The sequence below is a fragment of the Staphylococcus sp. HMSC059F04 genome (genome assembly GCF_001812565.1).
Lineage (GTDB): Bacteria > Bacillota > Bacilli > Staphylococcales > Staphylococcaceae > Staphylococcus > Staphylococcus lugdunensis.
This window is the reverse complement of sequence record NZ_KV809465.1, coordinates 20,768-40,777: the sequence shown is the minus strand read 5'-3', so window position 1 is coordinate 40,777 and position 20,010 is coordinate 20,768. Positions and strand designations below refer to the sequence as shown.

Below are 20,010 nucleotides of genomic sequence, written 5' to 3'. Positions count from 1 at the left end.
CATATCATCCAAAAATGATAACGAGCTGTACATTGTTTAAGAACTTAATGTCCTAGCCCCTTTTAAGTGTCTTAATTTAAATAAAAAGGGTTAGAAAAGGATATTTTTATTAATAATTGATACAATTTGTGAAATGATTATTTTAATCAAGGAGGCAATAACTATGATAACTGCTATAAGTTGGATAATTACCTTCTTTATACTAGTAGCTATAGGTACTTTAATTAGTAAATTGAGAAAAAAATAATGAAATTATTAACAAAAAGGAATCACAAAAATATCTTTTTCAGGTGTATAAAATGAATGGATTTAGAGGCTGGGACATCATTATGTTTTAGGCTATGAACTAAATATTGGCAGTAGTTGACTGGATTGAAAATGCGCTGATACCAAGCGGTGTTCAATTCTAGTCAACTTTGCCGGAGCGGGACAGAATTCACTATGGATTCTGTCCCGCTCCCTATTATGGCTTATTGCTAAGTGATTTTGTAAATAGAATTACTTATTAGATAAATCAAATGTCACTTTTTTAACACTTAATAAATTAGAAGAAATTTCGATTTTTTTATCTTTAGCGTTCGCTATATTGTCAGATACATCAAATACGATTTTACCTTCAGCAGTACTATCAGGATTAACTCGCTCTAAAAAGAAAGAATGATTGATTTCACCATTTTCAGCTTGATTAGCACTAGTGGATCCAGAAGCATCAGCTTCTAAAGATTTATCTCCAGATTGCAATTTAAACATATTGCTATCAATAGTTAATGCGTCTTTACCTTTATTTTTAACTTTTACGTTCACTACGACAAATGTGCCTTTTGCATTTGTTGGTGCAACCGATGGACCTACTTGTTTAGTATTTTCAACACTATTAATTGTTACTTCTAAATCACCATTTTTGGCTGTTTCACCAACTTTATATGTTTTGTTACTATTGTTATTTTTTGAACCAGAAGAACCAGTAAATGTTGCTGTACAAGCAGACATACCTATAATAATAATTATTAATAAGACGAGACATCCACCACAGCCCCATAACCAACCTTTTCTTTTTTTAGGATTTTTCTGCATTTCTTGTTGCTTTTGAAATTCTTGAAATTGCTCCCATTGTTGTCTTTTTTGATCTTCATTAAAATTATCTTTCATAAAATAGATACTCCTTCGTTATTTAGTTGATATATACCATAGTTATATTGAATTAATATTTTGATACACACATTAAAAATTATATAGTATCTTCTAATATATAAAAAGCCCTTTTTTTGAAAAAATATAGCGTTTTAGATATAAATTTTTATTTTTTCAGCTTAGCTATAGTAGGTAGAATGTTTTTATTATTTAATTGATAGTGATAAGCTATGAAGACTGATAAATGAAATGAGGTATATTTTGATATGACTGACAAAAGTAGTTTGGTGTTAAGTGGTGGTGGACATTACGGTATCGCATTTCACCTGGGTTTTCTTAAAGGTGTGGCAGATGCTGGATTAAATTTAAGACAAGTGGATTATATTGTAGGTACTTCTGCAGGTTCACAGGTAAGTGCGACTTTATCTTCTCCATTGGACTGGGAGACAATATGGCAGGAACAAATTGTTAAGAAAGTTAATGAAATAACTCCTATTTCTGATGCTGAAATGACTAATTTATTTAAAACGTTTGATGAATTGGCTAAAACGAGTTTGTCCGATAAGTCGTGGGTCGCTGGCATGGGTGAAATTTCAAAGAATACACACCCCTTCATTTCTTTAGAAGAACGACGTAATATGATTAGAGAACGATTAGGGAGTGTGCCATTAGAATGGAATGAGCAATTACAAGTTGTGGCTACTGAATTAGAAACATCTGAGAGAAAGGTATTTAATAAATATTCAAATGTTGATTTAGTAGATGCTTTAGCAGCTAGTTCAGCATTGCAGGGGGTGTGGCAACCTATTCCTATCAATGATCATTTATATTATGATGGTGGCTCATATTCTATGGAAAATCCTGATGTCATAGATGGTGTGAATAAAGTGGTTATTTTAACGACCAATTTGCCTGTAGCAACGCCATATCGTTTGAACGATATTATTACACGAATGAAACGAGAAGGTAAAGCTGTTTTCTTAGTTAAACCTGATGCTAGTGTAGTAAGTATTTTAGAACATTATAACTATAACACGGTAAATGCTGAGATGCGTGAAGCGGTCGCTTTAGCTGCTGTTAATCAGGGTAAAGAAACTGCGGATAAATTGAAATGGTTTCTTGAACAATCTTAGGAACTTTCGCTTAATGCACTTTTAATCCATGAATCTCAAGATTAAAAGTGCCATTAATTTGCATAATAGTACATCTGGGTGTACTATGTGTTGTGAGGTGACGATATGAATCAAAGTACATTTCAAAATCTGAATCAAGCACATTTATTGTTCATTGAATTAAGTAAAGCCATCAATGAAGTACTGGATGAACAAGATATAAATATTTCTAGGGAACAAATGGGTGTGTTTAAATTACTCAATGAACATGGTTCTCTGACAATTAATGAAATTGCTGAAGCGCAGGGTGTATTTAAGACGGCCATTTCTAAGCGAATTAGTAAATTACAACAAATGGGTTTTGTGATTAAACAAGCAGGGCACGATAAGCGTGAAAAGTTAGTATATTTAACTGAAAAAGGCATACATTTTTATGAAACACGACAAATGAAATTATACCAAGGATTAATGGATAAATTTCATATTAATGATCAACAAGTAGCTGAAATATTAGGTTATCTCGAACAAATCAAACGTACGATGAATAGTTAGTGATGGAGGGTTATGTAATGGAACAAATAAAAATTCATATTTTGCATACGGGAACAGTGATAGTTGATGAAGCGTTACCTTTTTCTAATGTGAGTCGTAATCCTTTAGCATGGACAGGATTACTTAGAAGTAAGAAACATCAGGTTGCTTTACCCGTTTCCGCATATTTAATTGAGCATTCTAAAGGTCTTATTTTAATAGATACCGGTTGGCATACTGATAATAGGACAAAGCAAATTCGTAATTTATCGTTTCAATATCCTGTGAATAAAGCGGTCTTGCCAGCGGGTCAGGCGATTCATGAACAGTTAGCACAACTGGGATATAAGCCGAGTGATATCGATTATATATTAATGAGCCATATGCACTGTGATCATGCCGATGGACTCAGACTAGTTAAACATGCCAAAAGGATTATGTTAAGTGAACCTGAATATGATGCGATTCAAACGGATAAAATGCATTATTTACAACATGAATGGAAAGGTGTTCATTTACAGCCATTTAAATTTGAAGATACTGGAATAGGGCCTCAAGGCAAATCCTATGATGTATTTGGAGACAATTCTGTACAAATGATTTGGGTACCAGGGCATAGTAAAGGCTTATGCGCAACTAAGATTACCAATGATTATCAGGATTACGTCTTACTTGCGTCAGATGTGGGCTATGCAGAAAGATCTTGGAAGGAAGAGATTTTACCTGGTGTACTTGTAGATAAAGAAGCAGCAATAAAATCCTTGAAATGGGTTAAAGATTCGGCCAAAGATAAACATTGTATTGAAGCGATTGCTAATCATGACCGGCATATACAACCGCATTGTATTTTACTGTAACCATTATTTAAAATAATCAAAAAAAGGTTGCTAAAAATACCTGCTTTTACTAAAATTTAAAACGTAATTATTACGATTTGTAAAGGAAGGTTGTTATGGCAAAAATTCCAGTTACAGTATTAAGTGGTTATTTAGGTTCAGGAAAGACAACATTACTGAACTATATTCTTCAAAATCGTGAGGGGCGTCGCATTGCTGTCATCGTGAATGATATGAGTGAGATCAATATTGATAGAGAATTAGTTGCTCAAGGGGGTGGCTTGTCTCGTACGGATGAAAAGTTAGTTGAATTATCTAATGGATGTATATGTTGTACATTACGTGATGATTTGTTGAAAGAAGTAGAGCGACTTGTACTTAAAGGTGGCATTGATCAAATTGTCATTGAGTCAACAGGTATTTCTGAGCCTGTGCCAGTAGCTCAGACATTTTCTTATATGGATGAAGCTTTAGGAATTGATTTAACATCTTTATGTAGACTAGATACTATGGTGACCATGGTGGATGCAAATCGCTTTATTAATGATATTCGATCAGAAGATTTATTGGCCGATAGAGACCAGGAAGTAGGAGATGGAGATGAACGTACGATTGCTGATTTATTAATAGATCAAGTTGAATTTTGTGATGTGCTTATTATCAATAAAACTGACTTAGTCGCTGAGCATGATTTACAAAGGCTTGAACTTATTTTAAGGCAATTGCAACCACAAGCACACATAATTAAAACAACACAAGGCCAAGTCAATTTAGATGAAGTTCTGGATACTAAATTATTTGATTTTGATATCGCTAGAAATTCAGCTGGTTGGATTAAAGAATTAACAGAGGGTGGTCATAAGGCGCATACTCCTGAGACTGAAGAATATGGTATTGGCTCCTTTGTTTATCGCAGACGCTTGCCATTTCATGCCCAACGATTAGAACAATGGTTGATGCAACTGCCTCAAAATATCGTTAGGGCAAAAGGGATTGTATGGTTGGCACAGTATAATCAGGTAGCATGTTTATTGTCTCAAGCAGGGTCTTCACAACAAATAGAACCTGTTACTTATTGGGTGGCTAGTATGTCTGAAACGCAACAACGCCAAATTTTAGCAAAACGACCAGATGTTTTAAATGAATGGGACCCTGAGTATGGTGATAGACAAACACAATTTGTTATTATTGGTACAGACTTAGACCAAGAAAGAATAACTGCAGAGTTAGATCAGTGTCTCATTAATAGCAGCGAAATAAACCAAGACTGGTCGCTATTACCAGATCCGTATCAATGGCATTTGCAATAATATTTAAATAATAACGCGCTTGAAACTGATTTTGTGTTTCAAACGCGTCATAATGGTTTTAGGCTAAGATGATAGGTGCTGTAAATATGACTAGCATTATAATATTTAAGATAAATAATAAAATATATAAGACCGTATGTTTACCAAAATAGATACTGATAATAGTTAATGCTAGTGTAATAAATAAAATGATTGCACCTGGCCAATACCAAAAACTGAATAAGGTATTATTATATAAATTTGTAAACAGTGTGGTATAAACGATAAAAGCACTTATTAATGTGAATATGATCGTTGCCATGTTAAAAAAACGAGATTGTTTCAAATTTTAACAGTCCTTTCGTTGTTGTTTTTACCATAGTGGTTCAATGCTGGGTATAGCAGAATATACTAAAAAGTATAACTAATATTATGTAGGCAAATAAATAAAATAACAACCCTCATTGACTAAAAATAACAATGTTTGGTATATAATATAAAATATAAGTAAATGATATCTATCGTTGTGTTAACACTCTTAAAAGGAAATTTTACTGTATTTTAAAGTGTTTACACATAATTACTACATTCTTTTGTAGTAAAATATGTTACCCTTAAAATAAATGACAAATTCATTTTATCCACTTACGTCTGCCTATATTATAGGTAGATGTTTTATTATATATGGTTTAATTTAGCGTAATTATTGAATCGCTTTTCAAGGTGAGCCTTCATAATTGTATGACTGGGTTTGACATTCATTACGTTATACAATATATTGTAATTATTACGCTTAAAATAGTATCTGAGTCTTTCTCGGGCAATTCATGTATCTATATGGATTGAACGGGGAGAAATGGATCGCTTATTTTACAAATGATAAACTTGATAACTTAGGTAGCTTTTTAAAAGATTATATAAGAAGTAAAGCGTTTACTTTATACATAATAAGTTGAAAAAGAAGCCTACAGTAGTATTGATACCTCTTCAAACTTATGAGAGTAGTCATGCTATTGTAGGCTTTTTTGTTTAGATCGTTATTCGACATAGCAATATTGTCAATTGGAGGAACAGTTATGCTGAGTGAGCAATTTTTACTTATTTTATTTTTTATTACTTTGTCCATTGCAATGTTAAGTGGCATCGTCTATATTTTACCGTCTTGTCCTATTAAATATATTAAACTGCATCTTTTATGCTTAACATTGCCTATTGTTGTTGCCATCATTGGACTTGTGACAACACAACAACGCCAAGTCATTAGTCTGTTTGCGGTTGATAAACTGGCATGGTTGCTAGTTAGCTTTATCTTAACGCTTGGCTTTATAATTCAAAAATTTTCTATGCGCTATCTGTTAGGTGATCATAATTATAAAAAATATTTCCCATGGTTTACTTGTACGACGGTATTTGCATCTATCGCATGGTTAAGTGATGATTTACGCCTAATGGTCTTTTGTTGGGGCTTAACTTTATTTGCACTGACGCAGCTGATTCGACTAAATCGTACTTGGAAAGTACCAGCTGAAGCAGCGAAAGTATCTGCGCGTGCTTTTTTATTAGGTTGGTTAGCATTAGTATTAGCAGTAGTTGTTTTATACATAGGGACAGGAGAGTGGCGAATTTATCCTAATATATCCAAGGAAACAACGATGAACGGAGTATTGTATTTTTTGATGAATTTATTGCTTGTGCTGTCAGTCATTATTCCGGCTGCACAATATCCATTTCAAAGTTGGTTAATTGAATCTGTCGTTGCACCGACGCCTGTTTCAGCAATCATGCATGCTGGAATTGTAAATGCTGGTGGAATTATTTTAACACGTTTTTCTCCAGTGTTTGATCATCCAATTGCTTTGACTATTTTATTGATAATCTCAAGCTTATCAGTGTTGATTGGTTCTGGGATTAGTCTGGTACATGTAGATTATAAGCGACAGCTTGTAGGTTCAACGATGAGCCAAATGGGATTTATGCTCGTTCAATGTGCCTTAGGTGTTTATTCGGCAGCAATTATACATTTGATTCTCCATGGTGTATTTAAAGCAACGTTATTTTTACAATCTGGTTCAATTGTTAAACGGTTTAATATCCCAACGCCTCCTAATGTTCAGCGTTCTTATAGTTGGACTTTAACTGGCAGGGGATTAGCGTTATTATTGGCAATATTATTTTGGATGATTAATGATCATAGTGCGTATAACTTAATTAGTGCATTTATTTTGGCATGGTCTATCTCAGTTTCTTGGAATCAATTGATCGCTTTAAATAGAGGGATTATTGGTAGACTATTGGGCATCGTGGTATTAATCTTTGTGGCAGCAGTTTATTATGTGACGCATGCGTTTTTTATCAATATTTTAAGTGCAATTTCTATACATGTTACACATCCACCTATGATCAGTGTTGTCATCAGTATCGCAATGCTAGTGTTTGGCAGCATACTGAGTATATGGGTAGCTCGCCGACGTGATTCGACAGCGTTTGCTATTGTGTACTTGTGGTTAGTGAAAATTGGAGAAGCTAAATTTAAATCAGTAGAAAGTCATCCTAATTATTTACAAAAATACTTATAAAGAGGTGAAATGTAATGACTACATCATATCGGGACATAGAAGATATTGTACAGGCAGCTTGCAAAGTGATTACGCCATTATCACCTATTTCTATCTTTGCGGCCAGAAACCCATGGGAAGCTATGGAGCATCGTACCTTTGATGAAGTTGTGCAATGGTTCAAGCATGTGCGTGATATAGATTTATATCCTAGTCGTTCGGCAGTCATGGCAGCTGCGGAAAAAGGTGAAATTGATGTGTCTATTGTTCAACAGGCGTTGAAACAAGATTTAAATGATTACGCTACGACGATTCCGCAAACACATATTGATAGTTATTGTAATAATGCACTTCAAATTATGCCCATACCAGAGGATTTAATCACTAAGGAAGGCTACTTTATGTTAGAGGTAGCAAAACTAAAAGTGGTATTTGAAGATGAAGCATTTAAATATGCGCGCTCGAAAAGTGCAAATGCCTATAATGCTAAAGGTGAGTCACTAATGGATGAATTAAATACGCATATTATTAAATGGACAAAGCTGTATATAGATCAGTTTCAATCGAGCTGGACGATGCCTAAAAGAGAGCATGGTTTCTATGCAGCATGGTTACATCTTGCGCAACATGATCCAATGTTAAGTAAGACGCAAAGAAAAATGATTAAGACTTTACCAGAAAATTATAAAGAAGCCTTGAATATTTCTTTAAATCATTTAGATATTGCAGAAGATGAAAAAGAAAGCTATTTAACAGGGCACTTGTTATCGCTGCCTGGATGGGCTGGAATATTGTATTATCGAGCGCAACAAAATGACAATGATAAAGATATACTAACGCAATACTTAGCTATTCGTTTAACGATGGAATGTATTTTATTAGATACTGAAAAAATGAGCCGTCCGGCAGTCTTAAATGTTGAAAGAAGAGTGAAAGAATTAGTTAGTAAATGGCTTTATTATGGCAATATGACGATTGATACATGGCTCTCATTATCAATTAATGACCAAATTGAACATCTGCGCTTTGCTAAGCGCTTTAATCCATTATATTTTAAAAAAATATGGTTAGAAGCTTGGGAAGAGACACATAAGCGGGAATGGGTCGAGGCATTATCTGAAGCAAAACCACCTGTAAATAAAGATACGCTAGTTCAATTAGCTTTTTGCATTGACGTGCGTTCTGAGCCATTTAGACGGCATATTGAGCATGCGGGGCCATTTAAAACAATAGGCATCGCGGGTTTCTTTGGGTTGCCAATAAGAAAAGAAGCGTTAGACGAACAATTTGCGCATAATTCATTGCCAGTTATGGTGCCACCAGCATATGCAATTAGAGAATACGCAAATCGTGAAGCGTTAGATATCTATAATCAGCAACAACATTCAGTAACTTCATTGTTTTACACATTTAAATTAATGAAACACAATGTCTTACCGAGTTTACTTTTACCTGAGCTCAGTGGACCATTTCTTAGTTTGAATACTGTAGCAAGTACGTTATTTCCTAAAACAACAGCCTATCTTGTAAAATTATGGCAGCACAAATGGTTGAAAAAACCGGAGACACATTTAACGATTGATAGAGAAGCACAAATTTATTCCCAGTTACCCGTAGGATTTACAAAAGCAGAACAAATTGCTTTTACAAAAAATGCATTACAGTTGATGGACTTAACAACTGACTTTGCACCATTAGTTGTCTTAGGGGGACATGCAAGTCGTTCTAATAATAATCCATATCATGCATCTTTAGAGTGTGGTGCTTGTGGTGGTGCGGCGAGTGGATTTAATGCGAAACTACTCGCAATGATGTGTAATCTTTCAGATGTACGCCTGGGATTAGAAGCGGAAGGTATTTCAATCCCAGAAGATACTGTGTTTGTTGCGGCAGAACATCAAACGTCAATTGATACACTTGAATGGCTGTATGTCCCTCAACTTACTGAAGCGGCACAGAAAGCATTTAATACGCTAAATCAAGCTATGCCAGAGATTAGCTACCATGCCAATTTAGAACGTTTGTCACAATTACCTAGTGTTAATCCTAAAGACAATGAACGTCATCCGCGGAGAGAGGCGCAACGTTATGCTTCTGACTGGAGTGAAATACGTCCAGAGTGGGGCTTGGCACGCAATGCATCGTTTATTATCGGACAGCGTGAGTTAACGGCTCAATGTAATTTAGAAGGACGTGCATTTCTACATAACTATGATTGGCGTAAGGACGAAGATGGACAATTACTAGATACCATTATTTCAGGTCCAGCACTTGTAGCACAATGGATTAATTTACAATATTATGCATCGACCGTTGCACCACATTTTTATGGTAGTGGTAATAAAACGACGCAATCTGTAACATCTGGCGTAGGTGTTATGCAAGGGAATTCTAGTGATTTGCTTTCAGGCTTACCTTGGCAATCTGTGATGACTGGAGACAATGAAACCTATCATGCACCTATTCGTATTTTAATTATGATTCAGGCACCTGATAAATATATAGAAAGACTTTTAACTACAAATAAACATTTTGCTCAAAAGGTGGCGCATCAATGGCTAAGATTAGCTAGCATAGATGAAAACGGAGATATTAAAGATTGGTAATACTAAGGTACAACCCACTGTTTCGAAATAATATGTCAGGGTTGTACCTTTTATATCTTCGGAATTAGGCTAAAAAATGTTAAACTTAATATAATCTAATATTAGGAGAATATGATAGAAATGACTAAGACTAAAGGTAGCTATGAAGCGGATATTAGCACAGCTATTACGCAATGGGAAAAAGATTTTTTAGGTCGAGGCTCACTATCGGTTAAAACTGACATTTTAAGAGATATGGTCATTGTCAATTTACAAGGTGTGCTGACTCCAGCAGAGTATAGGGTATGTGAAACAAACGAAGGACGCCTTAACATAAAGAGAACGCGATCCGAGTTAGTTGAATCTGGGCAAGATGATTTAATGAATATTATTGATCACATTACGGGTGTTTCTGTTAAAAGTTTTCACTCAGATTTAAGTACAAAAACAGGAGAAAGAGTAATTATATTTAAATTAACAGAGAATTTGGAGAAACGATTATAATTTGAGGTGTCTCACTGTTACTTCAGGCACTTGCTGTACGACAGTGTAATTTTCAATATTTAACATTGTGTGGATAGTACGTCATACTTGATGCGAGATTGGGTTAGTCACGAACAATATTATTTGAAGTATAGCACAGTGCACGCAATTTTAATCATAGAGAAAGAGGATTTATAAAATATATGATAAATAAACAATTTTATACGTCTAAATGGCTCATACCTATCTTTGTGATAAGCGTACTTATTTTTACATTATTAACTGTAGGTGTAATGCATCACACATCATTTATACAACATATTGATGCGGCATCATTGCAGCTAATGACTGATTATTTTGGCACGCCAGAGCGCGGTTTTGAAGGTTCATGGTTCAACACTATTATGACGTTCTGTGCAACAATTGGTGAAGTATCAAGTGTGATGTTATTGATGGTTCTATTATCGGTAGTGATTGCTGTCAAATCTAAACGTACAGCATTATGGTCACTGATTGCTGTTTTTACAGGTAGTTGGATGAACTTCTTAATTAAACAAGTTATTGCACGATCACGACCATACAATCATCTGCCTCAAGACCATGGCTTCTCATATCCAAGTGGTCACTCAAATGCAAGTACATTGATATGTATTGTTATTATAATTATGACGGTATCCTATGTAACGCGCTTATATGCGAAATGGACGATAATATCACTGGCATTATTATTCTGGATAGGTATTTTAAGTTGTCGCTTATATTTTCATGCGCATTATGTGGGAGATGTACTAGGAGGTGTAGCACTTGCAGTCATTTGGATGATGCTTTTCTTAGCTATGTATCCACTGTTTTACATAAGAAATAAACAATAACGTCGTAAAAAACGATGGGTTATCAATGGAGGATAGAAGTATGAAATTAACTTCGCCAAGACCTATATATTTAGAAGGACATCGTGAAGAAGCTATCTTATTATTACATTCATTTACCGGCACGATTAGAGATGTGAAACCATTAGCGCAAGCATTGCATAAACAAGGTTTTACTTGTTACGCACCAAATTATCGAGGGCATGGATTACCGCTTACTGAATTAATAGCGTTTGATATTAATGATTGGTGGCATGATGCACAAAATGGATACAAGTTTTTACAACAACAAGGCTACAAACAAATATATGTTACAGGCGTTTCTTTAGGTGGATTATTGACACTTAAGATAGCTGAAACGTATCCTGTGGCTAAGATTGCTGTTATGTCAGCTCCCCATCAAAAAGCAGAAACAGGTATTGCGTGGCGTATGGAACGTTATGGACAGCGTATGAATGAATTACAACACCTGTCTGATAGTGAAGCACAAAAGCAATTAAACACAATTAAACAATATCATTCACAATTAACCGCATTTAGACTTTTTATAACAGATATCATGCATGATTTAGCACATATCAATGCAGAGGCAATGGTTCTATGTGGTGAACAAGATGACGCTTCTTATCAAGAAAGCGCACAATATATTGCTGAGCATATGACACAAACAAATAAGTCATTAACTGCATACCGGTTAAGTAAACACTTAATGACTTATGGTGAAGGGAGTGAAGATGTAATCAACGATATAGTGACATTTTTTCAATCTTGAGATAAAAAATACAAAGGAGATAGAATAAAATGAAACGTACATTTTTATTAATTTATACGACGACTTCAGGACAAACATTTAAAGAATTTAAAAGTTTTGATTATGGGAAAGATAAAGAAACGTGTCATCAACGTTTGATAGATGAATTTGACGAACTTGCATATTTATACTTAAACACAGGTAACAGTGTACATTATATTAATGTGGATCATATAGAAAGCTTAGAGATAACGGAAGTTACAGATGGACAGACTATTGCATATGGTTTCGAAGATTATGAATAACTTACCAGTAGTGCAGGCTTTGTGAATACGACAAAGTCACTGCACTATTTTTTTATTTTTATATGTATATTGCACGTATTGACTACACATGTTACAGTAGTACTTAAGCACATAAACGCTTTAACGTACTAAAGGAGTTGTTATGATGAGTAAGGAGTCACAATGGAAAACCTCAACTGGTTTTATTTTAGCCAGTGCTGGATCAGCTATTGGACTAGGTGCAATGTGGAAATTTCCTTATATGGCAGGAATATATGGTGGTGGCGCGTTTTTATCATTATTTTTACTGTTCACTATATTTGTGGGATTACCTCTGCTTATTATGGAATTTGCTGTTGGTAAAATGGGACGTACTTATACGACCCAAATATACAGTAAATTGACAGGGAAAAAATGGTTGAATTTGATTGGTTGGAACGGAAATTTAGCAGTGTTTGTGCTATTTGGCTTCTATAGTGTTATTGGAGGCTGGATTATTATATATATAGGACATGTTATATTACAAATGCTGTCACTTGAACATAACTCCTTAACTCAGATTAGCTTTGAGGGCATGATAAGTAACCCTTGGATTACTGTAGTTGGACAAGGCATCTTTATCGCATTAACAATGGTCATCGTGATGTTAGGCGTTGAAGGTGGTCTGGAAAAAGCTTCTAAAATCATGATGCCATTATTATTTATATTTCTACTAATTATTGTAATAAAATCATTAACTTTAGACGGTGCGTTAGAGGGTGTGCAGTATATTTTGCAACCTCGCATACAAGATATTTCTATGCAAGGTGTACTCTTTGCGCTAGGCCAATCCTTTTTCACATTGTCTTTGGGAACGACGGGCATGATTACCTATGCAAGTTACGCACCTAAAGCTATGACCATTAAATCATCGGCACTTTCTATCGTTGTTATGAACATCATGATTTCAGTCATGGCTGGTTTAGCAATCTTTCCAGCATTGCATACGTTTGGTTACCATCCTCAAGAAGGACCAGGACTATTATTTAAGGTGTTGCCACTTGTATTTAGTAAAATGCATTTTGGAATTGCGTTTTACTTTATATTCCTCATTCTGTTTTTATTTGCAGCACTTACGTCATCTATATCGTTACTAGAACTAAATGTGTCTAATTTTACTAAAAATGATAACTCGAAACGTAAAGTTGTAGCGATGATTGCTAGTGCATTAGTGTTTATCATCAGTATTCCTGCAACATTATCCTTTAGTACGTTAAACAATTTTAAATTTTTAGCTGGTACAATTTTTGATAATATGGACTTTTTAGTGTCTAATATACTAATGCCTTTAGGCGCGTTAGGTACAACACTTGTTGTTGGTCAACTATTAGATAAAAAATTATTAAAAGAAAATTTTGGTAAAGATAAATTTAAACTTTTTATACCATGGTATTATCTTATTAAATACGTGATGCCACTTGTTATTATACTCGTGTTTTTAGTGCAGTTATTTTAAAGACGAACAATGATACGCGAACAGCATATGCTTTATAAATTATATAAATCTAGATTTAAAATAAGAGCGCTTAGCCAAGTTATGGGTAAGTGCTCTTATTTACTTATTAATTATCTTTAAAATGAACACCATCGTGCTGTAATTGTACTTTAAGTTTATCGGGCAAACTTGACTGATTAATCGTTACATTTTTGAATGTACAATGATTGAACGTTACATTATCAAGTTGGCATAAATCTAGTGTTATGTTTTCAAAGTACACCTTGTCATATACGACATTTTGTAGTGCCACATCGTGTAGGTAATGATGATTGAAATTACAATACTGAAATTCTATATTATTAAAGTGACTGCGCTCAAACGTTGTGGTAGTAAATTCAACATATTTAAATAACGTATTATAAAAATGAACATCATCAAAAATACTTTGAGTGAAATCACAATAGATGAATTTACTATTACTTATAGCTTTTATATTTTTAAAAATACCTTCTGAAAAATCACATTTTTTAAAGCGACTTTTATTTACTTCTAGCGCATCAAACATGCAATTCCTAAATGTTGTTGTGCTGTACTTTAATTTTTTAAATTGCTCATTTGTAAAAACAGAAAGCGATAAGTTCTGTTTCGATGGCATATGTCATCATCTCCCGATATGTTTTGTAAGTGTGGTTTGTCAATTTTTTTAATTTGTCCTTTTACATATTTATCCTAACATGCAAAGACAATTCAAGAACAGTCATATTGTGAGCCAGGCATTGTGCTACATGCAATAAACATAGAGATTGCAAAAAAAGAAGTTATAGCGTAAAATCCTTAGTTATTAAGTAAGATTTAATTTTTCAAGAAAGAAGGTTCAATGAGTTGACGATGCACGGTGGCTATAGACACTACGTACGCAGTGTTTGTCATACTCACAATTAATATGATCGCTTATGATTTAATAGGACATACGCCACTTGTTTTACTCGAAAGTTATAGTGATAACAATGTCCAGATATATGCAAAGTTAGAACAATTTAATCCGGGTGGTAGTGTGAAGGACCGTTTAGGCAAGTATTTGATTGAGACGGCTTTGCATGAAGGACGTCTAAATCTTGGGGATACGATTGTTGAAGCTACTGCTGGTAATACAGGCATTGGGTTAGCCATCGCTGCTAACAGGTTTAATATAAATTGTAAAATATTTGCACCAGATGGTTTTTCAGAAGAAAAGATTGCTATTATGCGCGCGCTAGGTGCTGATATTTCACGTACACCTAAAGCTGAAGGCATGCTTGGTGCACAATATCAAGCGAGGCAATATGCTGCAGCTACAGGGGCAGTATATATGAACCAATTTGAATCGCAAGACAACCCTGCTGCATATAAAAATACCTTGGGTCAAGAAATTACTCATTCATTACCACAAATTGATTATTTTGTGGCTGGCATAGGTTCAGGAGGGACATTTACTGGTGTGGCTTCGCATCTTAAACCTTTTAATGTGAAAAATATTTTAGTAGAGCCAGAAGGTTCAATACTTAATGGAGGGGAGAGCCACCCACATGATATTGAAGGGATAGGCTCTGAAAAGTGGCCTGTATTTCTCAAACGGAACCTCGTTGATGACATTATTACGGTAAGTGATGTTGATGGTTTTAACAATGTCAGACAATTAGCACAACGTGAAGGCTTACTTGTGGGAAGTTCTTCAGGAGCAGCGCTACAGGGTGCTTTGGAAATAAAACAACAACTCGATAAAGGTGTTATTGTAACTATTTTTCCCGACGGTAGTGATCGCTATATGTCAAAACAAATTTTCAATTATAAAGGAGTATGATTAAAGATGAATAAAAAAACGCAAATGGTTCATGGTGGACATACTACAGACACTTATACAGGTGCAGTAACGACCCCTATTTATCAAACAAGTACTTATTTACAAGATGATGTTGGTGATTTAAGACAAGGCTATGAATATTCACGAACAGCAAATCCTACACGTGTGGCTATTGAAAGTGTTATTGCTGATTTAGAACATGGTAAGCATGGATTTGCCTTTGGTTCGGGCATGGCAGCGGTGAGTGCCGTTATGATGTTACTAGATAAAGGAGATCACATTATTTTAAATTCTGATGTTTATGGTGGTACATATCGCGCTTTAACTAAAGTTTTTACACGTTATGGTATTGAAGTTGATTTTGTTGATACATCATATATTGAGAATGTAGAACAATTTATTAAACCACAAACAAGAATGTTATATATTGAAACACCATCCAATCCATTATTGCGTGTTACAGATATTAAAAAAACAGCCGAAATTGCTAAACAGCATCAGTTAATTTCAGTTGTCGATAATACATTTATGACGCCGTATTATCAAAATCCGCTTGATTTTGGTATTGATATTGTACTTCATTCAGCAACGAAATATATTGGTGGTCACAGTGACGTAGTTGCAGGTTTAGTTGTCACAGCAAACGACGAGCTAGGAGAACGAATTGGCTTTATTTCCAATTCAACAGGAGGTGTTCTTGGACCTCAAGATAGTTATCTATTAGTAAGAGGAGTTAAGACACTTGGATTACGTATGGAACAAATTAATCGTAATGTGACAAGCATCATAGAGATGTTACAACAGCATCCAGCTGTTCAACAAGTGTTTCACCCAAGTATCAAGACACACTTAAATCATGATGTACATCTTGCTTAAGCAAGTGGACACACAGGAGTTGTTGCCTTTGAAGTGAAAGATACGGAGCTTGCCAAACGCGTCATACGTGAGACACAGTATTTTACTTTAGCAGAAAGTTTAGGAGCAGTAGAAAGTTTGATATCTGTTCCAGCGCTGATGACCCATGCATCAATTCCCCCAGACATTCGCGCTAAAGAAGGTATTACAGATGGCTTAATTCGCTTATCGATAGGTATTGAAGATACAGAAGATTTAGTGAATGATCTTAGACAAGCGTTAGATACAATAAAATAAAGTTTAATTATAAAAAAACCAAGCAGCTATATTTAGAGTTGCTTGGTTTTTTTGTTTTGGTGTGCTTGCTAAATTGAAATTACAAATTTAAAAGTCGGAATATTAAATATTTTCAGCAAATTGTATTGACGGGCTACATATAATTCAATATAATGCATAATAATCATATTAAGTTAATCGGAATAAAGGGTGGATACTATTGATTGAATTTAAAAAAGTAAATAAAAGATTCAACAAAAAAGGTGAAACGATACAGGCTCTGAAAGATGTATCTTTTAAAATAGAAAAGCATGATATCTTTGGTGTGATAGGTTATAGCGGTGCAGGAAAGAGTACGCTTGTCCGCTTAGTGAATCAACTAGAACAAGTATCAGACGGTGAAGTAATCGTAGATGGTAAAGATATTAATACATATTCTGAAAAAGACTTAAGAAATGTTAAGAAAGATATCGGTATGATTTTTCAACATTTTAATTTATTGAATTCAGCGACTGTATTTAAAAATGTCGCGATGCCACTTATTTTAAGCCATAAACATAAAGATGAGATTAAAGCAAAAGTTGAAGAAATGCTAGAATTTGTGGGTTTAGCTGATAAAATGCATCAATTTCCGGATGAACTTTCAGGTGGGCAGAAGCAACGTGTTGCAATTGCACGTGCACTTGTTACCAACCCTAAAATATTATTATGCGATGAGGCTACCAGTGCGTTAGACCCTGCTACAACAAGTTCTATTCTTAAATTATTGAGCAATGTTAACCAAACATTTGGTGTCACAATTATGTTGATTACTCATGAGATGAGTGTTATCCAAAAAATATGTAACCGTGTAGCTGTGATGGAACAAGGAGAAGTGATTGAACTGGGTACGGTTAAAGAAGTTTTCAGTTACCCACAAACAGAGACAACTAAAAACTTTGTGTCAACAGTGATTAATACAGAACCTTCAACACAATTACAAGCTTTATTTAAATTGGTAAATGACACCTCGCATGTTGTATATAGTTTGTTTTTAGATGCGCAACAAGTGACTTCTCCACTAATCAATACGCTAATACGCGATTATGGTGTGGATGTCAATATAATATATTCTTCAATGTCTGCCATACAAGAGAACACAGTTTGTTATTTATGGCTTGATATACAACTTAACGATGTTGATCGAACGCGTATAGAAAATTATTTTAGTCAACAGCATATCGAATATGAGGAGGTCGTTTAACAATGTTTGGGTCCAGTATAGATAGCTCACAACTATTACAAGCCTTATATGAAACACTTTATATGGTGACGATATCATTGATTATTGGTGCGCTTATCGGCATTCCTTTAGGTGTATTATTGGTTATTACTAGACGTCATGGCATATGGCCAAATACGGTAATTCATCAACTTTTAAATCCTATGATTAATATTTTAAGATCAATTCCATTCATTATTTTATTAATTGCGATTGTGCCGTTTACCAAACTATTGGTTGGCACCTCTATTGGTACTACAGCTGCCATAGTACCTTTAACCGTCTATGTTGCACCTTATATTGCACGTTTAGTAGAGAATTCGCTATTGGAAGTCGATGATGGCATTATCGAAGCGGCCAAAGCTATGGGGGCTTCACCGTTACAAATCATTCGTTACTTTTTAATACCTGAAGCATTAGGCTCATTAGTTTTAGCGATAACAACTGCAATCATAGGATTAATTGGTAGCACTGCAATGGCAGGTGCTGTAGGTGGCGGTGGAATTGGCGATTTAGCCTTAGTATATGGCTATCAACGTTTTGACACTCTAGTCATTATTATCACGGTCATTGTTTTAGTCATTTTAGTTCAATTTATTCAAACGTTAGGTAATTTTATTTCTCGACGTTTACGTCGAAATTAACTTTATTTTGTAAAATTAGGGGGAAGTATGTATGAAAAGATTATTTACTTTAGTACTTGCATTTATTTTTGTACTTGCAGCTTGTGGTGGTGGCAATAATAAAAAAGTAACGATAGGTGTTGCTTCAAATGATACGGCTGCATGGGAAAAGGTAAAAGAATTAGCTAAAAAGGATCATATTGATATCGAAATCAAACATTTTTCAGATTATAATGTGCCCAATAAAGCATTAAGTGACGGCGATATTGATATGAATGCGTTCCAACACTTTGCATTTTTAAATGCTTATAAAAAAGCACATAAAGATGCTAAAATCTCAGCTATAAGTACGACTGTGTTGGCGCCGTTAGGTATCTATTCAAAAAAAGTAAAAAACATTAAAAATGTCAAAGATGGTGCACAAGTCATTATTCCAAATGATGTATCAAACCAAGCACGTGCATTAAAATTACTTGAGGCTGCTGGACTGATTAAATTAAAAGACAATTTTGGTTTAAGTGGTTCAATTAAAGATATTAAAGATAATCCTAAGCATTTAAATATTAAAGCTGTAGATGCGCAACAAACGGCACGAGCATTAGACGATGTTGATTTATCAGTCATCAATAATGGTGTAGCTACTAAATCAGGTTTGGATGCTAAAAAAGATCCAATATACTTAGAAAAATCTGAGTCAGATGCTGTTAAACCTTATATAAACTTAGTAGCAGTTAATGATAAGGATAAAGATAATAAAACGTATCAAAAAATTGTGAAATTATATCACTCAAAAGAAGCACAAGAGGCATTGAAAAAAGACATTAAAGACGGAGAAAAATCCATTAATCTATCTCAAAAAGAAATCGAAGAGATTGAAAATAGCTTAAAATAACATAGTTAAAATGCATCTAATTAAGAAAAAGATAATTTCTATTGAAGTCAAATAGAGATTGTCTTTTTCGTTATTTTTCAACCTAACATTCTAGTGAAAATCAGAAATAGCACACAAACTCAAAGCCGGAGAATATAGATTGGGTGAAGATATATAGGATCCCTTTTAACATCATTGCAGGTCGGTATGTAGCATTATGATAATATTAGAAGCAATTATTAGGTATAGATTCGACAATATCATTAACATCATTAGAAATTAAAAAAGAAGTCACAATTGATAGCCCATTTCACCAAGCAAAGCAAGTTGGAGTGGGGCCCCAACACAGAGAATTTCGAAAAGAAATTCACCAAGCAAAGC

Annotated in this window: 16 protein-coding genes and 2 pseudogenes; 16 read left to right on the top strand and 2 right to left on the bottom strand. The window is 34.4% G+C overall.

The genetic code is table 11. From position 1 onward, the window contains the following. Positions 1-504 precede the first annotated feature (504 nt). Positions 505-1,149: pseudogene (locus HMPREF2864_RS11850) on the bottom strand (DUF4352 domain-containing protein); the annotation flags it as partial. A gap of 248 nt (positions 1,150-1,397) precedes the next feature. Between HMPREF2864_RS11850 and HMPREF2864_RS03915 the strand changes: the two are divergent. The 11 genes from HMPREF2864_RS03915 to HMPREF2864_RS03860 all read left to right on the top strand — a co-directional run bounded on the left by HMPREF2864_RS03915 (position 1,398) and on the right by HMPREF2864_RS03860 (position 13,921). Beyond that, entirely contained in the window at positions 1,398-2,264 is an 867-nt protein-coding gene (locus tag HMPREF2864_RS03915) for a patatin-like phospholipase family protein (RefSeq protein WP_070545038.1), read from the top strand. 105 nt (positions 2,265-2,369) lie between these two features. Next, the gene (locus HMPREF2864_RS03910) at positions 2,370-2,795 is read left to right on the top strand and encodes a MarR family winged helix-turn-helix transcriptional regulator (protein ID WP_002461130.1); all 426 of its coding nucleotides are present in this window, start codon (positions 2,370-2,372) and stop codon (positions 2,793-2,795) included. A gap of 17 nt (positions 2,796-2,812) precedes the next feature. Then, complete coding sequence (locus tag HMPREF2864_RS03905; RefSeq protein ID WP_070545039.1) at positions 2,813-3,631, top strand: N-acyl homoserine lactonase family protein; 819 nt, start codon at positions 2,813-2,815, stop codon at positions 3,629-3,631. Positions 3,632-3,726: 95 nt separating this feature from the next. Beyond that, on the top strand, positions 3,727-4,920 hold the full coding sequence (locus HMPREF2864_RS03900; protein ID WP_002492172.1) for a GTP-binding protein: 1,194 nt from the start codon (positions 3,727-3,729) through the stop codon (positions 4,918-4,920). A 1,055-nt stretch (positions 4,921-5,975) separates the two neighbouring features. Further along, entirely contained in the window at positions 5,976-7,475 is a 1,500-nt protein-coding gene (locus tag HMPREF2864_RS03890) for an NADH dehydrogenase subunit 5 (RefSeq protein ID WP_070545040.1), read from the top strand. Positions 7,476-7,489: 14 nt separating this feature from the next. Continuing rightward, positions 7,490-10,060 carry a DUF2309 domain-containing protein gene (locus tag HMPREF2864_RS03885; protein WP_070572114.1) on the top strand — a complete coding sequence of 857 codons (2,571 nt, stop codon included), beginning with the start codon at positions 7,490-7,492 and terminating at the stop codon, positions 10,058-10,060. A gap of 120 nt (positions 10,061-10,180) precedes the next feature. Beyond that, positions 10,181-10,543 (top strand): Na-translocating system protein MpsC family protein, encoded by a 363-nt coding sequence (locus tag HMPREF2864_RS03880; protein WP_002479260.1) that lies wholly within the window; start codon positions 10,181-10,183, stop codon positions 10,541-10,543. 182 nt (positions 10,544-10,725) lie between these two features. Next, positions 10,726-11,394, top strand: a complete 669-nt coding sequence (locus HMPREF2864_RS03875) for a phosphatase PAP2 family protein (RefSeq protein ID WP_002461140.1) — start codon at positions 10,726-10,728, stop codon at positions 11,392-11,394. 40 nt (positions 11,395-11,434) lie between these two features. Then, the gene (locus tag HMPREF2864_RS03870; RefSeq protein ID WP_002492156.1) at positions 11,435-12,163 is read left to right on the top strand and encodes an alpha/beta hydrolase; all 729 of its coding nucleotides are present in this window, start codon (positions 11,435-11,437) and stop codon (positions 12,161-12,163) included. 29 nt (positions 12,164-12,192) lie between these two features. Beyond that, on the top strand, positions 12,193-12,447 hold the full coding sequence (locus HMPREF2864_RS03865) for a hypothetical protein (RefSeq protein WP_002461144.1): 255 nt from the start codon (positions 12,193-12,195) through the stop codon (positions 12,445-12,447). A 142-nt stretch (positions 12,448-12,589) separates the two neighbouring features. Then, a complete protein-coding gene (locus HMPREF2864_RS03860) occupies positions 12,590-13,921 on the top strand; it encodes a sodium-dependent transporter (protein WP_141743509.1) in 1,332 nt (443 codons plus the stop codon). Positions 13,922-14,027: 106 nt separating this feature from the next. On the opposite strand, the gene HMPREF2864_RS03855 is transcribed toward HMPREF2864_RS03860, so the two are convergent. Further along, on the bottom strand, positions 14,028-14,558 hold the full coding sequence (locus HMPREF2864_RS03855; RefSeq protein WP_002461147.1) for a pentapeptide repeat-containing protein: 531 nt from the start codon (positions 14,556-14,558) through the stop codon (positions 14,028-14,030). Positions 14,559-14,846: 288 nt separating this feature from the next. Here HMPREF2864_RS03855 and HMPREF2864_RS03850 point away from each other — a divergent pair, with 288 nt between their 5' ends. The 5 genes and pseudogenes from HMPREF2864_RS03850 (at position 14,847) to gmpC (ending at position 19,650) form a co-directional block, all read left to right on the top strand. Next, positions 14,847-15,743 carry a PLP-dependent cysteine synthase family protein gene (locus HMPREF2864_RS03850; protein ID WP_012991034.1) on the top strand — a complete coding sequence of 299 codons (897 nt, stop codon included), beginning with the start codon at positions 14,847-14,849 and terminating at the stop codon, positions 15,741-15,743. A 6-nt stretch (positions 15,744-15,749) separates the two neighbouring features. Next, a pseudogene (locus HMPREF2864_RS03845) lies at positions 15,750-16,895 on the top strand (bifunctional cystathionine gamma-lyase/homocysteine desulfhydrase). A gap of 199 nt (positions 16,896-17,094) precedes the next feature. After that, positions 17,095-18,117 (top strand): methionine ABC transporter ATP-binding protein, encoded by a 1,023-nt coding sequence (locus tag HMPREF2864_RS03840; protein WP_070545043.1) that lies wholly within the window; start codon positions 17,095-17,097, stop codon positions 18,115-18,117. A 2-nt stretch (positions 18,118-18,119) separates the two neighbouring features. Then, on the top strand, positions 18,120-18,779 hold the full coding sequence (locus HMPREF2864_RS03835) for a methionine ABC transporter permease (protein WP_002479268.1): 660 nt from the start codon (positions 18,120-18,122) through the stop codon (positions 18,777-18,779). Positions 18,780-18,810: 31 nt separating this feature from the next. Further along, a complete protein-coding gene (gene gmpC / locus HMPREF2864_RS03830) occupies positions 18,811-19,650 on the top strand; it encodes a dipeptide ABC transporter glycylmethionine-binding lipoprotein (RefSeq protein WP_002492176.1) in 840 nt (279 codons plus the stop codon). The last annotated feature ends 360 nt before the right edge of the window (positions 19,651-20,010 follow it).

Excerpts from the sequence above, each read along its gene's own strand:
- HMPREF2864_RS03860 (WP_141743509.1), top strand. The coding sequence starts at position 12,590 with ATGATGAGTAAGGAGTCACAATGGAAAACCTCAACTGGTTTTATTTTA.
- HMPREF2864_RS03865 (WP_002461144.1), top strand. The coding sequence starts at position 12,193 with ATGAAACGTACATTTTTATTAATTTATACGACGACTTCAGGACAAACA.
- HMPREF2864_RS03910 (WP_002461130.1), top strand. The coding sequence starts at position 2,370 with ATGAATCAAAGTACATTTCAAAATCTGAATCAAGCACATTTATTGTTC.
- HMPREF2864_RS03905 (WP_070545039.1), top strand. The coding sequence starts at position 2,813 with ATGGAACAAATAAAAATTCATATTTTGCATACGGGAACAGTGATAGTT.
- HMPREF2864_RS03885 (WP_070572114.1), top strand. The coding sequence starts at position 7,490 with ATGACTACATCATATCGGGACATAGAAGATATTGTACAGGCAGCTTGC.
- HMPREF2864_RS03855 (WP_002461147.1), bottom strand. The coding sequence starts at position 14,558 with ATGCCATCGAAACAGAACTTATCGCTTTCTGTTTTTACAAATGAGCAA.
- HMPREF2864_RS03850 (WP_012991034.1), top strand. The coding sequence starts at position 14,847 with ATGATCGCTTATGATTTAATAGGACATACGCCACTTGTTTTACTCGAA.
- HMPREF2864_RS03875 (WP_002461140.1), top strand. The coding sequence starts at position 10,726 with ATGATAAATAAACAATTTTATACGTCTAAATGGCTCATACCTATCTTT.
- HMPREF2864_RS03880 (WP_002479260.1), top strand. The coding sequence starts at position 10,181 with ATGACTAAGACTAAAGGTAGCTATGAAGCGGATATTAGCACAGCTATT.
- gmpC (WP_002492176.1), top strand. The coding sequence starts at position 18,811 with ATGAAAAGATTATTTACTTTAGTACTTGCATTTATTTTTGTACTTGCA.
- HMPREF2864_RS03835 (WP_002479268.1), top strand. The coding sequence starts at position 18,120 with ATGTTTGGGTCCAGTATAGATAGCTCACAACTATTACAAGCCTTATAT.
- HMPREF2864_RS03890 (WP_070545040.1), top strand. The coding sequence starts at position 5,976 with ATGCTGAGTGAGCAATTTTTACTTATTTTATTTTTTATTACTTTGTCC.
- HMPREF2864_RS03900 (WP_002492172.1), top strand. The coding sequence starts at position 3,727 with ATGGCAAAAATTCCAGTTACAGTATTAAGTGGTTATTTAGGTTCAGGA.
- HMPREF2864_RS03870 (WP_002492156.1), top strand. The coding sequence starts at position 11,435 with ATGAAATTAACTTCGCCAAGACCTATATATTTAGAAGGACATCGTGAA.
- HMPREF2864_RS03915 (WP_070545038.1), top strand. The coding sequence starts at position 1,398 with ATGACTGACAAAAGTAGTTTGGTGTTAAGTGGTGGTGGACATTACGGT.